16 protein-coding genes are annotated in these 22394 nt (G+C 61.0%); 9 read left to right on the top strand and 7 right to left on the bottom strand.

Annotated features, from left to right (window positions below; genetic code table 11):
* Positions 1-31: 31 nt before the first annotated feature.
* Genes EKN07_RS05055 through EKN07_RS05025 form a run of 7 tightly spaced genes read right to left on the bottom strand, consistent with a single transcriptional unit; the run spans position 32 to position 7922 of the window.
* A complete protein-coding gene (locus tag EKN07_RS05055; protein ID WP_126145796.1) occupies positions 32-1948 on the bottom strand; it encodes an FtsX-like permease family protein in 1917 nt (638 codons plus the stop codon).
* Positions 1945-2610 carry an ABC transporter ATP-binding protein gene (locus EKN07_RS05050; protein WP_126145795.1) on the bottom strand — a complete coding sequence of 222 codons (666 nt, stop codon included), beginning with the start codon at positions 2608-2610 and terminating at the stop codon, positions 1945-1947. The genes EKN07_RS05055 and EKN07_RS05050 overlap by 4 nt, the downstream gene beginning before the upstream one ends.
* The gene (locus EKN07_RS05045; RefSeq protein WP_126145794.1) at positions 2607-3872 is read right to left on the bottom strand and encodes a peptidoglycan-binding protein; all 1266 of its coding nucleotides are present in this window, start codon (positions 3870-3872) and stop codon (positions 2607-2609) included. The genes EKN07_RS05050 and EKN07_RS05045 overlap by 4 nt, the downstream gene beginning before the upstream one ends.
* Before the next feature lie 21 nt (positions 3873-3893).
* Positions 3894-4892 (bottom strand): hypothetical protein, encoded by a 999-nt coding sequence (locus tag EKN07_RS05040; RefSeq protein ID WP_126145793.1) that lies wholly within the window; start codon positions 4890-4892, stop codon positions 3894-3896.
* 55 nt (positions 4893-4947) lie between these two features.
* On the bottom strand, positions 4948-5898 hold the full coding sequence (locus EKN07_RS05035; protein ID WP_126145792.1) for a hypothetical protein: 951 nt from the start codon (positions 5896-5898) through the stop codon (positions 4948-4950).
* Between the two features lie 46 nt (positions 5899-5944).
* Entirely contained in the window at positions 5945-6895 is a 951-nt protein-coding gene (locus tag EKN07_RS05030) for a hypothetical protein (RefSeq protein WP_126145791.1), read from the bottom strand.
* A gap of 46 nt (positions 6896-6941) precedes the next feature.
* A complete protein-coding gene (locus tag EKN07_RS05025) occupies positions 6942-7922 on the bottom strand; it encodes a hypothetical protein (RefSeq protein WP_108716443.1) in 981 nt (326 codons plus the stop codon).
* A gap of 865 nt (positions 7923-8787) precedes the next feature.
* Between EKN07_RS05025 and EKN07_RS05020 the strand changes: the two genes are divergently transcribed.
* The 9 genes from EKN07_RS05020 to pgm all read left to right on the top strand — a co-directional run bounded on the left by EKN07_RS05020 (position 8788) and on the right by pgm (position 22380).
* Entirely contained in the window at positions 8788-9810 is a 1023-nt protein-coding gene (locus EKN07_RS05020) for a zinc-dependent alcohol dehydrogenase family protein (RefSeq protein WP_126145790.1), read from the top strand.
* A gap of 139 nt (positions 9811-9949) precedes the next feature.
* A complete protein-coding gene (locus EKN07_RS05015) occupies positions 9950-10195 on the top strand; it encodes a hypothetical protein (protein WP_108716446.1) in 246 nt (81 codons plus the stop codon).
* A 150-nt stretch (positions 10196-10345) separates the two neighbouring features.
* A complete protein-coding gene (locus EKN07_RS05010) occupies positions 10346-11404 on the top strand; it encodes a helix-turn-helix transcriptional regulator (RefSeq protein ID WP_108716447.1) in 1059 nt (352 codons plus the stop codon).
* The gene (locus tag EKN07_RS05005; RefSeq protein ID WP_108716448.1) at positions 11401-12885 is read left to right on the top strand and encodes a hypothetical protein; all 1485 of its coding nucleotides are present in this window, start codon (positions 11401-11403) and stop codon (positions 12883-12885) included. The genes EKN07_RS05010 and EKN07_RS05005 overlap by 4 nt, the downstream gene beginning before the upstream one ends.
* Before the next feature lie 250 nt (positions 12886-13135).
* Complete coding sequence (locus EKN07_RS13175; RefSeq protein WP_126145789.1) at positions 13136-13441, top strand: heavy-metal-associated domain-containing protein; 306 nt, start codon at positions 13136-13138, stop codon at positions 13439-13441.
* 20 nt (positions 13442-13461) lie between these two features.
* Positions 13462-15963 (top strand): heavy metal translocating P-type ATPase, encoded by a 2502-nt coding sequence (locus EKN07_RS04995; protein ID WP_126145788.1) that lies wholly within the window; start codon positions 13462-13464, stop codon positions 15961-15963.
* Between the two features lie 46 nt (positions 15964-16009).
* Positions 16010-18757: a lysylphosphatidylglycerol synthase transmembrane domain-containing protein gene (locus EKN07_RS04990; protein WP_126145787.1), complete on the top strand. Its 2748-nt coding sequence runs from the start codon at positions 16010-16012 to the stop codon at positions 18755-18757.
* Complete coding sequence (locus tag EKN07_RS04985; protein ID WP_126145786.1) at positions 18757-20529, top strand: DUF2079 domain-containing protein; 1773 nt, start codon at positions 18757-18759, stop codon at positions 20527-20529. The genes EKN07_RS04990 and EKN07_RS04985 overlap by 1 nt, the downstream gene beginning before the upstream one ends.
* Before the next feature lie 171 nt (positions 20530-20700).
* Positions 20701-22380, top strand: a complete 1680-nt coding sequence (gene pgm, locus EKN07_RS04980; protein ID WP_126145785.1) for a phosphoglucomutase (alpha-D-glucose-1,6-bisphosphate-dependent) — start codon at positions 20701-20703, stop codon at positions 22378-22380.
* The last annotated feature ends 14 nt before the right edge of the window (positions 22381-22394 follow it).

The following is a 22394-nucleotide window of genomic DNA, read 5'->3' as shown; positions in this document are numbered from 1 at the left end:
AGCACCTACCAACCACTCCCCGTGGCCTCGCCTAGTCTGCCCGCACCGCGATGGCCGGATGGATCCGCGTGGCTCGCAGTGCCGGATATGCCGAAGCAACAATTCCGACCACCATACCGAGCACAGGCCCAAGCGCGATCCAGCCCAGGTTCAGATATGCCGACCAGTTGTTAAACGCCGCGACCCCCGTGATGGTGATCGCCGCCAGCGCCGCCCCGGCCAAACCACCGAGCGCGCCGATCACAGCGCCTTCGAACCAGAACACACCTGCCACGGCGGATCGTGATGCGCCGAGCGCCCGTCGCACGCCTATCTCGGTGGTACGCGCCGTCACGGAAACGATCATCGAGTTGGCAATCAGCAGCACGGTAAGAATTATGAGGAACGCGCCAATCCAGGTGGCCTGCCGGGTCAATTGGTCGGAGACTCCGCCGCGCAAATCGTTATGCATCACCACCTGCGACACGGAGAGCTTCTCCGGCGTCGCCGGAAGAATCGCAGTACGAGCGACTGCGGATATCTGGCTTCCCGCCCCGAGGGCGGTCTTGATGAGTACCTGCGTCTCGTTATCCCTGCCTGCGATCTCCAAACCGCGCTGGTAAGGAATAACGGCCGAGTCAGAGAACACGTGCTCACCGGGCAGGAATCCGATAATTGAGTAGTCGGCACCGTTGACTTGGATGCTGATATCTCGGGTGTCGTCTGTTACCGGAATGCCCAGTGTCTCGGCAGCCGTTGCGCCGAGGAATGCGACATTCTGCTCCCCGTCGAGCATCCAATCCTGGCTACCCGTGAACTCGATGTCTGCCGCATGCAGGTAGCCACTAGTCACCCCGCGAACCTGTATTGACGTGCTTTCTTCCAAACCGATGGCGGTCCGGCCGACACGGGCCTCACCGGCAACCGAACTGACATCGAGCCTGCGCCCGGCTACCTCGACGGTGTTGATCGCTTCCAGGCGTTTTTCCGTATCGTCCGGGAATGTCTTTCGCACGGTAGATGCGGCCGCCTCGCTGCTGGAAGTAGTACCGTTCGAATCGCTTGCGGTCGCAGCCGAGCCATCCTCCTGCTCGCTGCTCGAATCGCCGACGGGCGAACTACCTGCCTCGCTGCCACCCGCCTGCTCACTATCTGCGGCACTACCGTCACCACCTGCAGGTTCGCCACCCGCCATACCGCCGGTATCGCCGTCGTCGGTACCCGTATCGGTATCACCAACGTCATCTCCGCTCTCAACCGACAGGCTAGAACCTCGCACGGTCACCACCACGAGATTCGTCGTCGACGCAACGATATCCGCTTCCACTTGATGTGCAGCATTCTGCGAGATTCCCACCGACGCCAGAAGCGCTCCCGTACTGAATGCGACCGCGCTGATCATCAGCACGGCGCGGGATAGGCGCGAGGAGAGCTCGGTGACGACGTCGGTTATCTGGTCGCGGATTCGCATTCCCCACGGGCGACGTCGCTTCGCTCCCGCTTCCCCGCCAGCTTCAGTTTCGCGATCCACACGGGCGCCCCCTTCGGTTTCGCAATCCGCACGAGCACCGGTTTCATCTTCACGATGCTCACCTTCACGATCCTGCCAGACGAAGACTTCAGTCTCGCGCTCCGCGGGAGCTCCGGTCTCACCTTCACGGCCCGCGCGAGCGATGACCTCAGTTTCGCGATCCTCGGAAGCTCCGACCTCACTTTCACGATCCGCACGGGCGATAACCTCTGTCGCCTCACCATCGGCACGCGTGTCGCTGGCCACTTCTCCGCCGAGTTCAGTATCCGCAGTCGCTTTGCCCGCAGCCCGCTTATCGGAGGATATTTCTCCATCAACGCCGTCACTCTCGCCCGCGAGCGCGCCCAGCGGCCACATTCCTTCCACGTCCGCGGGTGAGGGCGCAGCCAGCTCGGGCACGTTAGCGTCATTATTCCTGGAACTCCGCCGCCGTCTCATGACTTGATCCTCCCCACGTCCAAATGCAAAACCCGGTCCGCCCAGCTCGATATGCGCTCGTCGTGGGTGATGACCACAATGGCCACGCCTTGCGCCGCCTGTTCATCGAAGAGGCCACGCACGGTACGTGAGTTCTCATCATCCAGGTTTCCGGTTGGCTCATCGGCAAGCAGCACCTGCGGCCCGGTGATCATCGCCCGGGCGATGGCGAGGCGCTGCTTCTCGCCGCCGGAGAGTAATCGCGTCAGCGAGTCGGCGCGATGTTCCAGGCCGACGGCGTCGAGCACGCGCTCGATCGCAGAGCGGCGTTCCTTGAACGGCATCGCGTTAATCGCCAGTTTGAGTTGTAGGTTCTCTGCCACGGTCCGGTGACCCAGCACGTGGTAGTCCTGAAACACGAAGCCCAGAATCTCCGCGCGCAAGCGGTCGCGACGCCTGGCGGACATGCCCTGCGTACGTCGCCCGGCCAACTCGTAGGAGCCAGAGGATGGTTCATCCAGGAGACCAATGATGTTGAGCAACGTGGATTTACCCGCGCCGGAATGCCCGACGATGGCAACGCGCTCCCCCGGGGAAACGTCCAGGTCAACGCCTTTCAGCACCGGCACCGGAGGCTTGACATCGTAGGTCTTATGAATGCCGCGTAGGCTGATGATGCTCATGATCCCGAAACGATGATTTCGTCGTCTTTGTTGAGCGCGCCGTCGTCGATAATCGCGTACCCGTCACTAACGATCTTGACCTTCACTGGAACCTGCTCATTCGTTCCTTTCATGACGACGAAGGTCTCTCCGCCTTCTTCACGCAGCGCGGTCACCGGCACCGCCAGCCCACTGGTTGCCTCGCCACCGCCGACGCGAACGACGACGTCCTGCTCATTCCCCATCCCCTTCGGGTCGGCAACATTAATCGTCATGTCGTATCCGGGAACTGTGCTTCCGCTGGCGGATTGGTCCTGTGTGAACTCGGAGAAGCCGCCAACCGTGCCGGAGGCGACAACGCTCGTGTCATTGGCCGCCTGCACATCAACGAAAGACCCGGAAGCGAAGGAATCCTTATCCCCCACGCCCACGCGCACCACTACCGAGGCCTGCCCGCTGCGCAGCTGCGCGAGCGGCTGGTCCGAGCCCAAATGGGTGTTCACCCCTGCAACCGACACTACGGTGACGCTGGCGGCGGGCAGCGAAATGATCTCGCTGCGAATCACCGGGGTAAGCGATGCGGCCGGAGACGTGGTCGCACGCGGTGTTGGGGTACTGCTTGCCTCACCTGAACCGCCAGCAGGGCTATCCGCCGACGACGCCGGCGCCCCACCGGCTGCGGTACCGCCAGCAGCTGAGCTGCCACCGGCGGTACCGCCTGCCGTTCCCCCGCCGTCGGCAGTCTCCTGCGGCACGGGATCAGGTGGCGTCATGCCGGCGCGTACATACATCTGTTTTACCGCATTGGCTGTTCGCGGCCCGTATTCGCCGTCGACGGCGCCGTTGTACAGCCCGAGGTTCTTCAGGGCGCGTTGGATCTCGCGGACGTCGTCGCCCGAATCACCACCGCTGATATCCCTATACAGGTCAAAGGGCAGTTGCAGCCCAATCACCGGGCGCCCTGCCACACTGGCGAGTGCCCCTCCGGAGTTGAGTGTGTCGCCCGCACCCAGATAGGTCTGCGTCACCACTGCCACCGCGTCATTACTCGGCTCCACGGTCACGTTCCATGATCGACCGAGGGAGAGTTTGCCGGTGAGCCTGATCTCCTCGGCCGGAACACTGCGTTCTTCCACCTTGGCGGTAACCACTGGCTTATTCTTCGAGTTCGCGATAGCTTCCTCATTCGGGGAGCGCACAAACCGCCCCACCGCGAATGCACCCGCCACCAGGCCGAGGCAAGCAATGACGGTGACGACAATCCATCCGAATCTGCGTTTCATGGGTGACCTTACTGTGCTGGGTTACTTCTTGTTTGAGCTTACTGGTTCGAAGAGTTCGGGGTGGGAAGCAATGTACTCTTTCGCCTCGGCAGCGGCGTTGTCCCATTTAGCGCGGATTGTGAAGAGATCATCGGCGTACTCCTCGATGATCGGCACCTGACGCTCCGCAATAATGTCAGCCACGCGTTGGGTGAAGTTGATCTGATCCTTACACTCGACCGTCTTCAGGGCGAGCTGGATCTGTTCCTCGGTGATGTGCTCCTCGTTCGGCTTCTCCGAAGCCGGGGCAGCATCAGCAGCGAAACCAACCCACGCAAGATTCTCGTCAAATTCAATACCATTCTCCACATAGCAGACACGTAGTTCTTCAAGCAATGCCTGCATCTTCGGATCTTGCTGGCGTGTGTCAACTTCGTCGTTCAACGCCTCTTGGCCGGGGCCGTACTCCCACAACTCGAACGCATCAAAGCGCAGCAACTCGGGCTTATCGACACAAGCCTCACGTATTTCCTCCAGCTGACTCGCAGAGATATGGTCGTTCGGCCCAGGAGCGTCTTCAATTCCGACGTATCCCTCGGGCTTCTCCACGTAACCGTTGAATATCAACTTTCGATCGCTCTGTGGTTCCACGAAGGCAAACTTCTCCGCAACAGATTTCGTCCACGGGCCGTAGTCACTCCACATCTCGTCAGTAGGCAAGAGTTCAGCCGGTTCGGTTGCCACCCACGGAATTCCAAGCTCCTCCCGAGCACATTCTGCCGCAGCTGCATCGTGCGCAGCACTGATGACTTCCCCCTCTTCTTCCGTCTCCTGCACCACATAATCCGCTGGCAGGCGGACCGTGGCCGTCTCCGGGTCAACCTCCGCTTTGCGGTTCATCCCGGCCAACCTCGACGCCACATCAACAGTGGGGGTATCGGAGGCGTCATCGACCGGCTCATCCGACGAGCACGCCGTGAGACCCAGAGTACCCAGCGCAAGTACTACTGTTAACGTCGCCACTCGTTTTAATGTATACATGTGGATTCCCTCCTTTTGGTCCAGCTTTGGTCCAGCAGATTCGGACAGCCCGCGCCTACTCGGTCACCGGCTCGAAGAGTTCGGGATGTGAGGCGATGTATTCCTTCGCCTCTGCCACGGCTGCGTCCCAGTTGGCGCGATTCTGGAAAAGCTCGTCCGCATACTCCTCTATGACGGGAACCTGCCGCTCCGCGATAATATCCGCCGCACGCCGAGTGAAGTTAATCTGGTCCTTACACTCCACCGTCTTCAACGCCAACTCGATTTGCTCCTCATCAATCGTGTCTCGATAAGCGGTGATATAGCCTGGCAGTTCTTCGTCAAGCTCCATGCCGTTTTCGGCATAGCAGGTTCGCAGTTCGTCAAACAGAGCCTGCATCCGCGGATCCTGATCCACCGCATCCTCCTCGTCATTGAGTGCCTGTTGACCGGGACCGACAACCCACAGGTCGTTGTCGTCGAAGCGTTTCACCTCCGGCTTGGAGTTGCAGGTATCGAAAACCTTGTTACGGTCGGCCTCGGGAATGCCTTCGTTGGGCCACGGGATCAACTCATACCCGTCTGGTTCCTCCACGTACCCATTGACGATCAGCGCTCCATCACCCATCGGATCGACAAAGCCGAATTTCTCTGCTACCGGTTTTGTCCATGGACCATAACGCTGCCACATATGAGCCGTCGGCATATACCCATCCGGCTCGGTAGCAACCCAAGGAATCCCGAGTTCTTCCCGCGCGCATTCCGCCACAGCAGCCTCACTGGCAGCACGCAAAACAGACGAGTCCTCCTGCTCTCCCAATCTCACGTAATCCACAGGCAACTTCACCGTGGCCGTCTCGGGATCAACCTCCGCCTTCCGATTCATCCCCGCCAACTTCGACGCCACATCAACCGAAGCGTTCTCGGATGCGCCACCGTTCGACTCATCCGACGAACACGCCGCCAGACCTAGCGCACCCAGCGCAAGCGCTACGGTTAACACCACCACTCGTTTCGACGTGTGCATGTCGATTCCCTCCTTTGGTCCAGCAGCGGATTCCACCAGCCCGCGCCTACTCGGTCACCGGCTCGAAGAGTTCGGGATGTGAGGCGATGTATTCCTTCGCATCCGCAACGGCTGCATCCCAGTTGGCGCGATTCTGGAAGAGCTCGTCCGCATACTCCTCTATGACGGGAACCTGCCGCTCCGCGATAATATCCGCCGCCCGCTGAGTGAAGTTGATCTGGTCCTTACACTCCACCGTTTTCAACGCCAGCTCGATTTGTTCCTCATCAATCGTGTCTGTATCAGCGGTGATATAGCCCGGCAGTTCCTCGTCAAACTCCATGCCATTCTCCGCGTAGCAGATACGTAACTCATCAAACAGAGCCTGCATTCGCGGATCTTGATTCACGGCTTCATGCTCGTCATTGAGCGCCTGTTGTCCTGGGCCGAGCACCCACAACTCGTTCTCGTCAAAGCGCTTCACTTCCGGCTTGGAGTTGCAGGTATCGAAAACCTTGTTCCGGTCAGCCTCAGGAATGCCTTCGTTGGGCCACGGGATCAACTCATACCCGTCTGGTTCCTCCACGTACCCATTGACGATCAGCGCTCCATCACCCATCGGATCGACAAAACCGAATTTCTCTGCCACCGGTTTTGTCCATGGACCATAGCGCTGCCACATATGAGCCGTCGGCATATACCCATCCGGCTCGGTAGCAACCCACGGAATCCCGAGCTCTTCCCGTGCACACTCCGCCACCGCCGCCTCGCTGGCAGCGCGCAGAATAGATGAGTCTTCTTGCTCTCCTAGCTCCACGTAGTCCACCGGGAACTTCACCGTGGCCGTCTCGGGATCAACCTCCGCCTTGCGATTCATCCCCGCCAACTTCGAGGCCACATCAACCGAAGCGCTTCCCGAGGCGCCACCACCCGACTCATCCGACGAACACGCCGCCACAGCCGATGCGCCCAGGGCAAGAGCGATAGTCAACACCGCCACTCGTTTCACGGTATGCATGTCGATCCCCTCCTTTGTTCCAGTAACAGAGCACGGAAGCCCGTGTCTACTTGGACACAGGTTCGAACAGTTCTGGGTGAGATGCAATGTACTCCTTCGCCTCGACTAGTTTGTTATCCCAATTGGCCCGGACCTCGAAGAGTTCATCAGCGTGCTCCTCAATAATCGGCACCTGCCGCTCCGCAATAATATCCGCCGCACGCTGAGTGAAATCCACCTGATCCTTACACTCCACCACTTTCAAGGCAAGCTGAATCTGTTCTTCTGTAATCCTCTCCCGATTCGGTTGATCCCAGGCAGCGGCACCCGCAGCAAAACCTGCCCATGGACTATCCGCATCGAATTCGATACCGTTCTCGTCGTAGCAGACGTGCAACTCCTCGACTAAGGCTTGCATTCGCGGATCCCGATTCACCGCCTCCGCCTCATCATTGAGTGCCTCCTGGCCCGGACCATACACCCATAAATCCCCTTCATTAAAGCTCTGCACCTCGGTTTTGGTCCCACATATATCGTAGACCTTCCTCCTTTGTTCCTCCGAAAGGTCTTCATTCGGAAGTGGCGTAAGTTCGTATCCCTCAGGAGTGTCCACAAAACCGTTGACAATCAACGCGCCATCTCCCAACGGTGGTACGAAGGCGAATTTCTCCGCCACCGGCTTCGTCCACGGGCCATACTTCGTCCACATATGAGCCGTCGGCGAATACCCATCCGGCTCAATCGCCACCCACGGAATACCCAGTTCCTCGCGCGCACACTTCGCCAAAGCAGCACTATACGCCGTCATTATATAGTCCGAGGTTTCCGGTTGTCCCTGCTCCACATAGTCCACTGGCAGCTTGACTATGGCCGTCTCAGGATCAACCTCCGCCTTACGATTCATCCCAGCCAACTTCGACGACACATCAACCGGAGTTGTCGCTGATACACTGTCGTTGGACGAATCGGACGAACAGGCAGCCAGACCAATTGCGCCTAAAGCCAACGCCGCCAGAAGGAGCGCCGCAATCCGATTTGGCGATTTCACCGTAAATCTCCTTTCGATTTAGCGTGGGAGGGCAAAGTTTTCCCACCTCACCCTCCCACACACAATTACTTACACTGAGGACCGCCGGAGAATACGACACTTCGGACTCGGTCGTTCCAGTTCTCGCCCGCGTACGTTCCTTTCCCAGCACCGTTGGACAGGTTTGGATCTCGATAGTTAGTTCTGACTAGTTGTTCACTGTCCAGGCGGAAACTTTTACCCTTGCCATCCTGGAAGTATGAATGCTTGCAGAGCCGACCATTCGCCCACGCGGAAGCTGACTTTGTCTTAGCCACACCGTTCTTGTCTGATGTAACGCTAAGCGGCCCGTCAGACTTCGCGGCAGCCCACTGCCCGGTATAGCTGTAGCTCTGCCACACGCAGGCCCAACCCGACGCGCAACCCGGTGCCGCTTGTGCGGCGGGCGCAGCAAGACTCAATCCGCTGAGTAGCATTAGTGTGGCTAGCGGCGCCGCCAACCACTTTCGCAAGACCTTCATTGGTCTCTCCTCTCGTTTCATTTTGACCGATGGACCTTACCAACCCATTTTGATAAGGTCAGCCTGATCTTTCAGGACAGTTTTACAGTAACATCCAGCCAGTACCATAGTCAACAAGTTACCGAAGCGAGCTGGGTAAACCCTCTGACGAGGATACAGACCATCATTACTACCGGCCGCCGACGAACCGGTCACTCGCAGCACGTGTTCCCTTTCCACTCACCCCTACCCTGCCAGGTCCTGGTTAGCGGGGTCTGCCTGCTTTACCTTTAGAACCGTAATGCGGCCTGCCCTTCGCAGCCCTCGCGGGCCTGCAGACCGCTGGCATACATCGGTGGTACACCCACCGGAAAGGAGACTGCGCAATGCGCGGAGTAATCATGAACGCCCCCGGCGATGTCACGGTGGGCGATCGCGAAGACCCGGTGATCGTAGAACCAACCGACGCCATTATCAAGCTCGCAGCGGCCTGCATCTGCGGCTCGGATCTGTGGCCGTACCGTGGCCTGGAACCGGTTGACCAGCCGCGCCCAATGGGCCACGAATACGTTGGCACCGTCACCGCCGTGGGCGATGCCGTGAAGAACGTGAAGGTGGGCGACTTCGTCGTCGGCTCCTTCTGCATCTCCGACAACACCTGCGAAATCTGCGAATCCGGCTACCCCTCCCGCTGTGTCAACGGAGGCTTCATGGGCGATACACAGGCCGAGTACACCCGGGTCCCTCAGGCCGACGGCACGCTCGTCGTCGTTCCCGGCGGGAAGCCCGACGACCCGGATATCATCGCCTCCCTGCTGGCCGCCTCCGATGTGCTGGGAACCGGCTGGTTCGGCGCGGTAGCCGCCGAAGCGGGGCCGGGCAAAACCGTTGCCGTGGTCGGCGACGGCGCCGTCGGACTCTCCGCCGTACTCGCCGCCAAGGCCCTCGGTGCTGACAAGGTCATCGCCTTCTCCCGCCACGAGGACCGCGCCGCGCTCGCCCGCGAACTCGGCGCCGATATTGTGGTCGCCGAACGCGGCGAGGAAGGCGCCGCCAAGGTGAAGGAACTGACGGGCGGCCTGGGAGCACACAGCGTTGTCGAGGCCGTCGGCAACCAAGTTTCAATGGATCAGGCCATTGCCTCCTGCCGCCCCGGCGGGCATGTGGGCTTCGTCGGCGTCAGCCACGATCAAGAGATCGACGGCGGCGCGCTGTTCTTCTCCGAGGTACACCTGCACGGCGGCCCCGCACCGGTACGCCGCTTCCTGCCCGACCTCATTGACCGCATCTTGAAGAAGGAGATCAACCCGGGCAAGGTGTTCACCATGCGTATTCCGCTGGAAGACGCGGCCGAAGGCTACAAGGCCATGGACGAGCGCCGCGCCATCAAGGTACTGCTGCAGCCGTAAGGCCGAACTACACCCACCCAGGGGTCGGCTTCACGGCGAAGCGGCCCCTGGGTATTGCTCTATGGCGCGTACTGCTGCACTTACCGCACCACGTGCCGCTCGCCCTCCGATTCACTCCGGGTGACTCCATTGGCCAATAGTGCTGGCGAATACTCCAACCGCCCCAGCACATCCCGCGCTGCGTATTCTCGACTTCATCGCGACGACGCTCACCTTGCTCTTCGCCACCTTCGTTCTCATCGGCCTAACAACACACCAGTTGCAGTCGTACTGGTGCATCGGCCTGCTGGCCACCGTGGCGATTGTGTCACCTGACCTCATCGGACTCATCCGCAGTATGGCACGCGACGATACGGAGGCTCATCGGCGAGAACACAGCCTATAAGGCATCGCGAACAGCCCGCACGGACCACTACCACTTGCGGGCAACATTCCGCTCGCAGGCAACATTCCAACCGGCCGCCACAAGCTAGAACGCACGGCAACGGCCGGCCTCACCTCGCTCCCCGCACCCGTTTTCCTTTATTCTCAAGGTATGGATCGTCAGGCGGAAATCTCTTCCTTCCTTCGCACGCGCAGGGCTCGGCTCAGTCCGCAGCAAGCTGGTATCGCATACCCGTCGTCAACGCGACGCCGCGTACCGGGACTACGCCGAGAAGAAGTGGCGGAACTCGCCGGTGTCAGCCCGGATTACTATGCGCGCTTGGAGCGGGGACGTATCTCCCACGCATCCCCAGAAGTACTGGAATCCATCGCCACCGCGCTGCGACTCGACGACGACGAGCGTCAGCACCTGTTCAACTTGGCCGATTCAGCGCCACGCTCAGCACGGGCGCGCAGCACCACCGATGAGAAGAACCTGCGGGCAGACCTGCGCCGCGTTCTTGACTCAATCAACACACCCGCCTTCATCCAGAATCACCGTCTGGACCGCATCGGCGCGAATCGGCTCGGAAGGCTCCTTTATTCGCTACCTGCCGACGGCAGTGGTGACACCTTCAACTATGCACGCTTCCTCTTCCTGGACCAGCGCGCAGCCACATTCCACCGCGATCTGGACCAGGCACGCCACGCCACCGTCTCCAGCCTGCACGCGGCCAGCGCCAAAGCAAAGAATGACCGAGAACTCATCGGCCTCATCGATGAACTCAACGCCCGCAGTGAAGAGTTTCGCAACCTGTGGGAACTGCACGATGTTGGGTTATGCCGCATCGGCTCCAAGCTCCTCACCCACACGCTCGTGGGGGAGCTCGATTTCGGCTACGAAACCTTCACACTTACCGATGATCCCGCCCTCACACTCATCATTTACACCATGCAGCCCGGCTCACCCACCGAGGAACGCATGCGGATCCTCTCCAGCTGGGAGGTCACGCACTCGGCCTCGCACAATCACCACACATCCGCTGCTGCGGCCAGCGATCAATCACTGCGGGAACTCAATCGGGAACTCAATGGGGCACTGCCCCAAAAGTGCGGCCTGCCGCTTGGAACCGGCACAGCAGGTGAAACGGTATCTCCCATGCACATTTCGCCCACAGAATCCGACATGACGATGCTCCCCCTGCCCTGCTCCTGCGAGGATGCGCTATGAGCCTGACCTACCAACTGGCCCTCTCGCCCGCACAAACGGAGGCATATCTGACGCGCGGGTTGGACCACGTATGCGGTTTCGCCGTCGACGCCGCTGCGGCCGCTTCTATCACCCGGGTCGCGGACCTCATCGAGCTCTTGAACTGCGGAATGCCCGGCTCCCCCTTCTCCGCGGACCGGCCCATCGATATCCTGCACGTTCCGAACAACCCCTTCATTCAAACGCGGCTAGCCGTCGGACCGCTGCACAAGGATGCCTTCCTGGGCGGTGTGGTCGAGTTCGCGCCCTTTGACGGCTCCGGCATCGCCAAAGCCGGTGATGTGGAAACGCCTCTACTGTGGATGGAACCGACACGTCTGACTGCCGGATCTCGCCTGTGGCGATTCCACCCCGACACCGCCGAACCCGAACTGCTTGGCATCTACCACGGTATTGCCTGGGGATGGGAATCAACCGCGACGGGTGACTTCACGGCCTGTATTCCCTCCCAAGTCCTCGGCCCAGTCGCCCACCGCAATTGGGCGGAACTCCCAGCCGAGATCGAACTGGACGACGCCGGTGAAACTCCCGCTGCCATCACCCTGGTCTCTCCCACGGAGCCAACACAGGAAGAGGGATTCGCTCAGCTTCCCAATGGGCTGTGGGCCAAACGCATCGCATATCACGATGAACTTGACCTGCACGAGAATCAGCTACTCGGCCGCGTGCAAGGAATTCCCGTACGTGCCATCCGCGCGTTACGTGACGGCGACGACGTCGTGCTCCAAGTGGCGTCCCTGCTGATCGATTCTCCGCTGGCCGCCGCTGCGGGATTCCAACGGTACACGCAGGGAATCAACACACTGGTACTACCGGTGGCGAAACTGGAGGACCAAACCACCCGTCAAGCCCGGCCGAAACAGTGGGATGTGAGCGAGCGCCCCGCCGTCACCAACCAGGGTCAACGCGAACGAACGAATGACGATATCCAGGCTCTCCTCACCGATATCTTCGCGCTTATCTCCTACACCGCGCCCACTGGCTGGCAAGCCCTGCGCCTGACTGTACAAATGGTTGAAAAGCGCGTGCACTATTCCGCGCGTGCCGAACTCGCTCCCACACCCGCCCAGGCCGGTACTGTCGAAGGCGATGCACGCCGCACCGACGACGGCGCCGACCGCAGCGGGGCAGCGCAGACCGCGCCTCCCAGCGCACGAACGGTCCCCGTCAGGCTACTGCCAACGGCGATCATGAACTATGCGGGCCAGATCAAGGCACTCGCCTACCGCGAGGGCGAAGGGGCGCCATTCTCCCTCACCTTCGAGTTCACCTCGCAAGGGCGCTCGAAACTCTCGCTGAATAAGACCAAGGAACCGGCGTGGGCGGCACAGGTTCCCGCAGAGACGTGGCGCGCCGACTTCGCCGCGTTTCCACGCGACGAAGAACATACGCCACACTGGCTCCGCGCCCGCATGGCGGATGACACCACCCCGCCCCTGTAGTCGATTCACTGCGAGCCCGTCCCGCGAAGTCCGGAGCACATCCGAGTCAGGGCCACCTACCCAAAAGCAACGCACGTCACATCCGGGACTAAAGCGCTCCACACCAGGGTTGCAATCTATGGACGCCCTCTCGGCGTCCCCGGATATGGCGGGGAGCGAAAGCACACGCGCCGTGCCACGCCCGGGTACAGAATATGTGGTAAGACGCACAGCATGATCCGTGCCGAACCACGCGAATAAGGAGCTACACATGGCCTTCCATCTTCCCTTCTTCAAGTCCAGCGACGAAGCCGACACCGCCGCTCAGAAAACCGCCACCAACGACTTCGACCGCACAATCGAACTCGGGGTCTCCGGCATGACCTGTGACCATTGCGTCGCTCATGTCACCGAAGAACTGAAAGCCCTGCCCGACGTCGGGAACGTCTCGGTGACGCTGAACTCCGGCGGCACCTCGAAAGTCCTCGTTTACACCGACCACGACATCGCCGACGAAGCCCTACGCGAAGCGGTATCCGAGGCCGGCCACTACACCGTGGAATCGATCGTGCGCTAAGGGCGCAGACTAACAACGCCATGGCACAGACTAGCGACATCGAACGCGCCGATACTCATGGCTCCGCTGGTGGGCCACGTGGCTCGGTTGAAAGGCCGCATGGCCCGGCTGGTAGCACCGCTGGTGCGGACACCGCCCTCGCCCCTGCCATCAACACCATCGTGGGCGAAGTAGACCTGGCAGTTACCGGTATGACCTGCGCCTCCTGCGTGGCACGGGTCGAAAAGAAGTTGAACAAACTGCCCGGCGTGGACGCCGTCGTCAACCTTGCCACCGAGCAGGCACATCTCGAGCTCGGCCCGCAAGCCGCCGAGCTATCCGATGCGGAACTTGTGACCACGGTGGAAAACGCCGGTTATGGAGCCTCCGTGCTCCGCCGCACCATGCTGCAGGACGACGGGAGCCGCATAGCCGTCAGCACCGGCATCGACCCGGAAGAAGTCGAAGCCGCAGCGCAGCGGGCCGCCAACGCGCGCGTTGCGGACCTGTGGCGGCGCTTCGTCGTCGCACTTATCCTCTCCATTCCCATCGTCGCCGTCTCCATGGTTCCGGCCCTGCAGTTCCGCGGCTGGCAATGGGCGACGGGAGCACTCTCGCTTATAGTCGCCTTCTGGTGCGGCTGGCCATTCCACCGGGCCGCCTTCCGAGCCGCCCGCCACGGATCCACCACCATGGACACGCTCGTTTCCCTGGGTGTCCTTGCGTCAATGGGATGGTCGCTGTGGGCACTCCTGTGGGGAGGCGCGGGCGCCCTCGGATACACCATGCGGATGACCGGCATTCACGGACTCGCACATTCCGCCATGCCGCACCTGTACTTCGAGTCAGCGGCGATGATCGTTACCTTCCTCTTGATCGGCAGGTGGTTGGAGGCCCGTTCGCGGCGCTCCGCCGGTGACGCTCTCCGCTCGCTGCTCTCCCTCGGCGCGGATGAAGCAACCCGCGTCCGCCGCGCGGACGGAACCGCCGTGAACGAGGTCATTCCCGCCTCCGAGCTGCAGCCCGGTGACGAGTTCCTGGTCCGCCCCGGTGAGAAGATCGCCACCGACGGCGTCGTGATCGACGGCACCTCGGCGGTTGACGCCTCACTACTCACCGGCGAGTCAGTTCCGGTTGATGTCACGTCCGGTAACGAAGTCACCGGAGCGACAATGAATACCTTCGGGTCACTGACGGTGCGGGCAAGCCGGGTCGGAGAGAACACCACGCTTGCGCAGATGGGACGCCTTCTCACCGAGGCGCAGATTGGCAAAGCACCCGTACAGCGCCTCGCCGATCGCATCTCCGCCGTTTTCGTTCCGGCCGTTATCGGCATCGCATTCGCGGACCTCACCGTGCGCCTGCTGTTCGGCAATACCTTCGAGATGGCGCTGACCTCCGCAATCACCGTGCTTGTGGTCGCCTGCCCCTGTGCTCTCGGCCTGGCCACACCCACCGCACTGCTTGTTGGCTCCGGCCGCGCCTCCCGGCTCGGCGCGCTTATCAAGGGGCCGGAAATCCTGGAAACCGCGCATAGCGTAGACACGATTCTTCTCGATAAGACCGGCACGCTGACCACGGGCGTCATGCGGGTTGATGACGTCGTCGCCGTGGGTGAAGTTGCCGACATACACGAAGAAGCCAGCATACACGAAGAAGCCGGCGTGAGCGCGCCGGAAGGCAGCGCACCCCAGGATGCACAAAGCATAATTCTTGCCCTTGCCGCCAGCCTTGAATCCAAATCCGAGCATCCCATTGCCGCCGCCATTACCCGCTCGGCAAGCGAAAAGAAGCTCGAACTCCTGCCCGTACACGATTTCCACGCCCATGCCGGGCACGGAGTCAGCGGCATCGTGAATGGCGAACTACTTCGCGTAGGCACGGCGCGTTGGCTGGCCGAACAGGGAGTTGACACCGCAGCTGCGGCCACCGCTGCACAGCGGCTGGCCGCATCCGGGGCAACGGCCGTCGTCGTCGCACGCGATCAGCGGGTTATTGGCGTGCTAGCCGTACGTGACACTCTCCGCCCCGAAGCACCAGAAACAATAGCCCGCCTGAAAGAACAGCATCTTCAACCCATGCTGGTTACCGGCGACAACGAGGCAACCGCGCAGACCATTGCCGCCCGTGCGGGAATCCAACAGGTGCAGGCGGGCGTATTGCCCAACGGCAAACTCACCGTTGTCAGCGCATTGCAGGCGCAAGGGCACCGCGTTGCCATGGTGGGCGATGGCGTCAACGACGCCGCAGCTCTCGCGGGCGCCGATCTATCAATCGCGATGGGATCAGGAACCGACGTGGCGAAGGCGGCATCTGATATCACCATCGTCAACTCGGATATTCGTACCATCCCTGCGGCACTGCGAGTATCCTCACGCACTCTGCGTATTATCAAGGAGAACCTGTGCTGGGCCTTCGGATACAACGTGATCGCCATTCCGCTGGCCGTGTTGGGAATTATCGTGCCCGGCATTGCTGCGGCGGCCATGGCATCCTCCTCCGTTATTGTGGTGCTGAACTCGCTGCGTTTGCGCCGCGCGTAATGGCAACTTTGGCCCTGCCGCTCGGGCACCCCGTAAACTAACGACTATGACGAACGATGTGACGATCTCCGCTGCGGCCACCCCGCCGCGTCGCAGTGTCGTCCTCGTTGACGAGGTCACCCACTGGCTTCGCCGCCCACGTGACCTTGTATCGGTAGTGCTGTATCTGATCAGCATCGGGCTGGTCATGCTGCTGGCGGTATATGGCGCCTCCACCACGTTGGCGGTGACGCGGGACGTCCGCACCGCCACCAGCGGCATACTGCAAACGATACTTTTCATGCCCATCAATGTGCTGGAGGGCCTTCTCAGTTTCTTTCTTCCCCTCGCCGTTGCGGTGGACCTGGCGTGGAGGCGGCGCTGGCGCTCGCTCGTCACTTCGGCCATGGCACTCGTATCGGCCACCGCACTGGCATACGGCCTGCTCTGGTTATTTCAACGCTATTTTCCACTCTCGCCCATTACCGGCCAACTCTCGGACTCAATCAGCGAGCAGACCATCATTTTCCTTCTGCCCTACGTAGCCGCAATTTCCGCAGTTCTTACGGTTAATGGCTCCCGAAAACGCACCAAGATCATTTCCTGGGGCTGGTGGCTGCTGATTATTGTGCTCATCGTTTCCGTATTGCAGGGAACTCAGACCTTGCCCGGCGCCCTGATTACGGTCCTGCTCGGCATGCTCTGCGGCTGCCTTGCCCGCTACATCGCCGGAGACGACCCTGATCGTGTGGTGGGTGCCGACCTGGTCAATCTTGTACGACGTGCCGGTATTGATGCCGTGCAGATAGTCCGGATCGACGATCTGCCCGACGACGTCGATCTATCGGCTTGGCGTGCTAACACGGCGGAACCCATCGGATACGTTGACCGATTCGGCATAGAACAAATACGCCTACTGTTGCGCGACAGTACTGCGGGAGAAGCTGTAAACCATTCAAGCGCAGACACCGAACTGCCCACCTGCGGCGCTACAACGGTAGGCAACGAAGGATCGCCGGTCGATCAGATACCTCCGAGCGGTGGTGCGGGTGATGCTTCAGTTATCGCACCCCCGGAAGATACCTCATCCGGATCCCTTACCGTTGCCGATGATTTGAACGCCTGGCAGTTGCGGGCTGTCACCATAGATGCACACCATCCGCCCCTCGGAGAGGAGGCCTCCCGCAACTACATTGTCACGGACGTTACGGGCAGACATTTCCACCTCGCCCTCCTCGACGCTGATCAGCAAATCGTCGGACTGTTGGCGACGATGTGGAACCGCATTGTTCTGACCACCTCCACCCGCCGATCAGAGCGCACAATCGAGGCGTCAACTGATCGCGTCGTGCTTATGGAACTCACCGCTGCAAACATGGGAGTGTGCCCACAGCGTCCGGTACGAGTGGCAGGTTCGGACACGTCCATGGCCGTTGCTTTTGAAGTGGACGGCGCCACCGCCTTTTCCGCACTTCATGCCGATACTATCCCGGATAGTGCCCTCGACGAGGTATGGGACGTCCTACAACGCGCGCATCGCCGCGGCCTCTCGCATGGAGACATCCGGGCCGGCGTCGTCGCCCTGCGTGACGGCCATGCCGAAATCCTCCACTGGGAGAATGGGTCATTGGCAGCCTCGGAGATTACCCGGCGGATTGATATGGCGCAGGCGATGGCCATGTTGGCAACCACGGTTGGCTTTGATCGGGCCATAGCTTCGGCGAAGCGGTGCCTGCCGGTCGATCAGATTGTCTCCCTGGCACCGATTCTGCAGGCTGCCATCCTTCCAAACGAGACCCGCTCGGCATTGACAGATAAACGCGAATTGCAGCGACTTCGCGACGCCATGACGGTGGCGATTCCCGCAGCAGCCGAAACCCAGCCCATGCAACTGCGGCGTTTCTCCGCCAGAACCGTTATCACGGTCTCCGTCGGTCTTATCGCGGTATTCATCCTGCTTGGATCCATCAACTTCGAGGACTTGAAGAAGACCTTGGTCCAAGCCCAGCCCCTGTGGATCCTGCTCGGCATTATCGCCAGCGGCCTGACTTACCTCGGCGCCGGCATCACCCTCAAAGCCTTCACAGCAGAGCACCTCACCCTGGGGCGCACCACCATGGTGCAGTTGGCGGCATCGGTCGTCTCTCTGGTGGCGCCCGCCGGTATTGGCCACGCGACGTTGAATCTCCGCTTCCTACAACGGCAAAAGGTTCCCATCGCCATTGCGGTGGCAACCGTATCCTTGGTGCAGGTAGCGCAGTTCGTCACCACAATTCTGCTGCTCATACTCCTCGGGCTACTCACCGACCAAGTCGGCAGTCTGTCTATTCCCTCCGGCACAATACTGCTAGTTTTGGGTATCGTCGTCGCCGTCATCGTGGCCATCTGGCTGATTCCGCCCCTGCGCCGCTGGCTGCTGGAACGCATTCGCCCAACTCTTGACAAGGTGTGGCCGCGTCTCGTCTGGCTGGCCACTCACCCGCGGCGCATCTTCTACGGCTTCTTCGGATGCGTGGTACAGACGGTTGGGTATGTGGCGGCGTTCGGCGCCTGCCTCGCCGCCTTCAACGAGACCCTATCGATTGTGACCCTCGCGGTTACCTATCTCGTCTCCAACTCCATCGGCTCGGTTGTGCCCTCCCCCGGTGGTATCGGCCCGGTTGAGGCCGCGCTTACCGGCGGCCTCACGCTAGCTGGCGTGCCTTACTCGGTGGCTCTCTCCACCGCGGTTCTCTACCGCCTTCTCACCTTCTGGGGACCGGTGCCGATCGGCTGGCTCGCGCTGCGCCGACTTACGAAGAAGGATGTGGTCTAATGGCGTCGGAGGGCACACACGTGACCCCAAATGGACCTGTCACCTCCGATGAGTCCGTAACCTCCGAAGCGGGTACATCACACCGCTTCGCAGCGAGGTTTCCACGTTTCGACGCCGTGGCATGGATCGTGACCGCAGTCGGGGCCGTGCTTTTCACCGCTTACGCCATCCGGCAGTGGGATGCCTTCTTCTCCTCGTCCTGGGACCAGGGTATTTTCACCCAACTCGCCCAACGTTACGCAAATCTTGAGACGCCCATCGTCGATATCAAAGAGCCGGGTTTCAATCTGTGGGGCGATCATTTCCATCCCGTGCTACTGGTAACGGGCATCGTATTCAAGATTTGGCCGAGCGGGCTCTCGCTACTGGTGTTGCAGGCACTCCTGTTCGCCCTTTCCGCCGAACCCATCACACGGGTGGCCCGGGCACGGCTCGGTCGACTGTGGGGAACGCTCGTTGGCATCGCCTACCTATTCTCCTGGGGCCTCGCCTCCGCACTGTCCGTGCAGTTCCACGAGTACTGCTTCGCCGTGGTCTTCCTGGCCTTTGGGCTCTCGCATTGGTTGGAAGGACGGCACCGCCTGGCTCTTATCGAACTCGCAGCAATCGTGTTCGTCAAAGAAGACCTCGGGCTAACCGTTGTGGCTTTCGGAGCCGTGCTCATCTGGATGCAATGGGGGCGGGAGTCCGCCCCCGCCGCCGCTGTCACTGCCCGAGAGGACCGGGCGGATCTACCTGCAGCCCAGTCGCAACCCGATGCCGTCAGTTCCTTGCCTGCCGTCACTTCCGTTGCCACTCACGAGTCGACGTCGCTCAACGCGTCCGCTTCTCAATTCCCGGCACGGACCTACGCTTTCTTCCGCCGCACCCTCCACACACGCGAAGCCACAACCGGGCTGCTGTGCATCCTGTGGGGATTCTTCTGGTTCGTCGTATCTACCTTCATCATCCTGCCCCTGTTCAACGTGTACGGCACGTGGAACTACACCGGAAATCTCAGCGAAACACAGACGGACATCCCCGGGATTCTTGGCTGGCTCACGAATTTCTTCGGACCCGGGCAAAAGGAGGTCACCGCCCTCCTCCTGATACTCGCGAGCGGCGTTGTCGGCCTGCGCAGCCCCTACATATGGCTGATGCTCCCCACCCTGGTGTGGCGTTTCGCCGGTAATGTGACGCACTACTGGGGATGGGGCTGGCACTACTCCGCTATTTTGATGCCAATCGCCTCTATCGCGCTTATTGACGGGGTGGAGCGGTTGCGCGGCAGCACGCGGCTCCGTTCCCACTGGAAGAAGAAGGCCGCCGCCGTAGGCACCTGCCTCGCACTTGCCACTAGCGCCACCATGACTTTCAACGGCGCCATTGGAACAATGCTGCGCGGCGAGACCATCGGAGGCTACTCCAGTCAGAGTTCGCGCGACGCCGCATGGGGCCTCGTGGACACCCTGGGCACCGGGCACAACGTGTGTACGGATATCTGGCTCATGGCCTACCTGGTACCCGGTAATACGGTGTATTGGGAGGGCACGGTCAACTCCGGCAACTCGACGGCCGGGCTCTATTACGACCCGTCCACTGGCACCTCGACTGATGGCACGAGATCCGGCGCGCAGAAAGCCATCGACGTCGTCGCCGCAAGCCCGCAAAGCGCGGTCATGCCATTCTCCCCGGAACAACTGACGCGTTGGGCGGCGGAGAACTTCGGCGGCCAATGGGAGATCACCTACTCCAGCGAAGGATTCCGGATCGCGCAACGCATCGCGGAATAATACTGGCACCGCCCAGTGCGTGTACGACGAGGTACTTCCACGTGCACTGCCAGGTACGTGCGCCGGTTGCCAGCCCGTGCAAGGTATAACAAGATACTTCCACCATGCGAATTCCGGGCAATTCGCCGACTGGGCTCCCACGTTCGCACGGAACGTGCAAGAATCAGAACTATGAATGAACGTGCTGGAACTCCCGCCCTACCCGAGGACCTCATCGATGTTGACGAGCTCCTTTCCGCCTACTACAACATTGAGCCCGATCCCGCGAACCCGGCGCAGGCCGTCGTGTTCGGAACATCTGGCCACCGCGGCTCAAGCCTGGACGGTGCCTTCAATGAGGCGCATATCGCCGCCACTACTCAGGCGATCATCGATTACCGACGCTCGCAGGGCTTTGATGGCCCGCTGTATATCGGCCGTGATACGCATGCACTGTCTGAACCCGCCGAGCGTACGGCAGTGGAAGTCCTCGTCGCCAACGACGTAGACGTGCGCCTGGATGCCCGCGGTTCATGGACACCGACCCCGGCCGTATCGCTGGCCATCCTGACGGCAAATGGTGCCGGAACCGACGCCGGGGTTCGCACCACCGGGCCCGGTCTTGCCGACGGTATCGTCATCACTCCGTCGCACAACCCGCCACGCGACGGCGGTTTCAAATACAACCCGCCCAACGGTGGCCCGGCGGATACCGATGCCACCAAGGTGATTGCCGCCCGCGCCAACGAAATCCTGCGCGAGGGTTGGAAGTCCATCAAGCGGATCCCCTATGAGGAGGCCGAAAAAAGTGATCGGGTGAGAGGGCATGACTTCCTCTCCGCCTATGTCGAGTCGCTTTCCACCATGATCGACTTCCAGGCGATCCATAACTCCGGGGTGCGCATTGGCGCCGACCCAATGGGCGGAGCCTCTGTCGAGTACTGGGGAGCCATCGGCGAACGGTATGGACTGGATCTGACCGTGGTCAACGAGCAGGTCGATCCACGCTGGGCATTTATGACCTTGGATTGGGACGGCAAGATCCGCATGGACTGCTCGTCACCCAATGCCATGGCATCCCTGCGCCAACGCATGGCGCCGGGTGCGGACGGTTCCACGCCCTTTGATATCGCCACCGGCAACGACGCCGATTCGGATCGGCACGGTATCGTCACTGCCGACGGCGGCCTGATGAATCCAAACCATTACCTCGCAGTTGCCATCGAATACCTGTTCTCACACCGCCCCGGCTGGAACGCCCAGGCGGGGGTTGGAAAGACGCTCGTGTCTTCCTCGCTGATTGATCGGGTGGTGGCCGGTATGGGACGGCAACTCGTCGAGGTTCCCGTAGGCTTCAAGTGGTTTGTTCCCGGCCTCCTGAGCGGCACCATCGGTTTCGGTGGCGAGGAAAGCGCCGGCGGCTCATTCCTACGTAACAACGGCACCGTGTGGACAACGGACAAAGACGGCCTGATTATGGATCTTCTTGCCGCGGAGATCATGGCGGTGACCGGGAAATCGCCGTCGCAACTGCATGAGGATCAGGTTGCGCGTTACGGAGCCAGCTCCTATGCGCGTATCGATGCCCCCGCCACCAAGGAGGAGAAGGCCAAGCTCGGCGCGCTCGCGCCGGAGGATGTCGCCGCCAGCACCCTCGCCGGTGAGCACATCACCGCGAAACTGGTTCGCGCCCCCGGAAACGATGCCCTGATCGGTGGACTCAAGGTCTGCACGGAGAATGCCTGGTTCGCAGCGCGCCCATCAGGCACCGAAGATGTGTATAAGATTTACGCCGAGTCCTTTAAGGGAGAGGAGCACCTCACGCAGGTGCAGGACGAGGCGAAGGCAGTCGTCGCCGCCGCTCTCGGATAAGACCTGAGTGGGAG

The sequence above is a fragment of the Actinobaculum sp. 352 genome, assembly GCF_003957265.1.
Lineage (GTDB): Bacteria > Actinomycetota > Actinomycetes > Actinomycetales > Actinomycetaceae > Asp313.
This window is presented reverse-complemented; position numbering and strand designations above follow the sequence as displayed.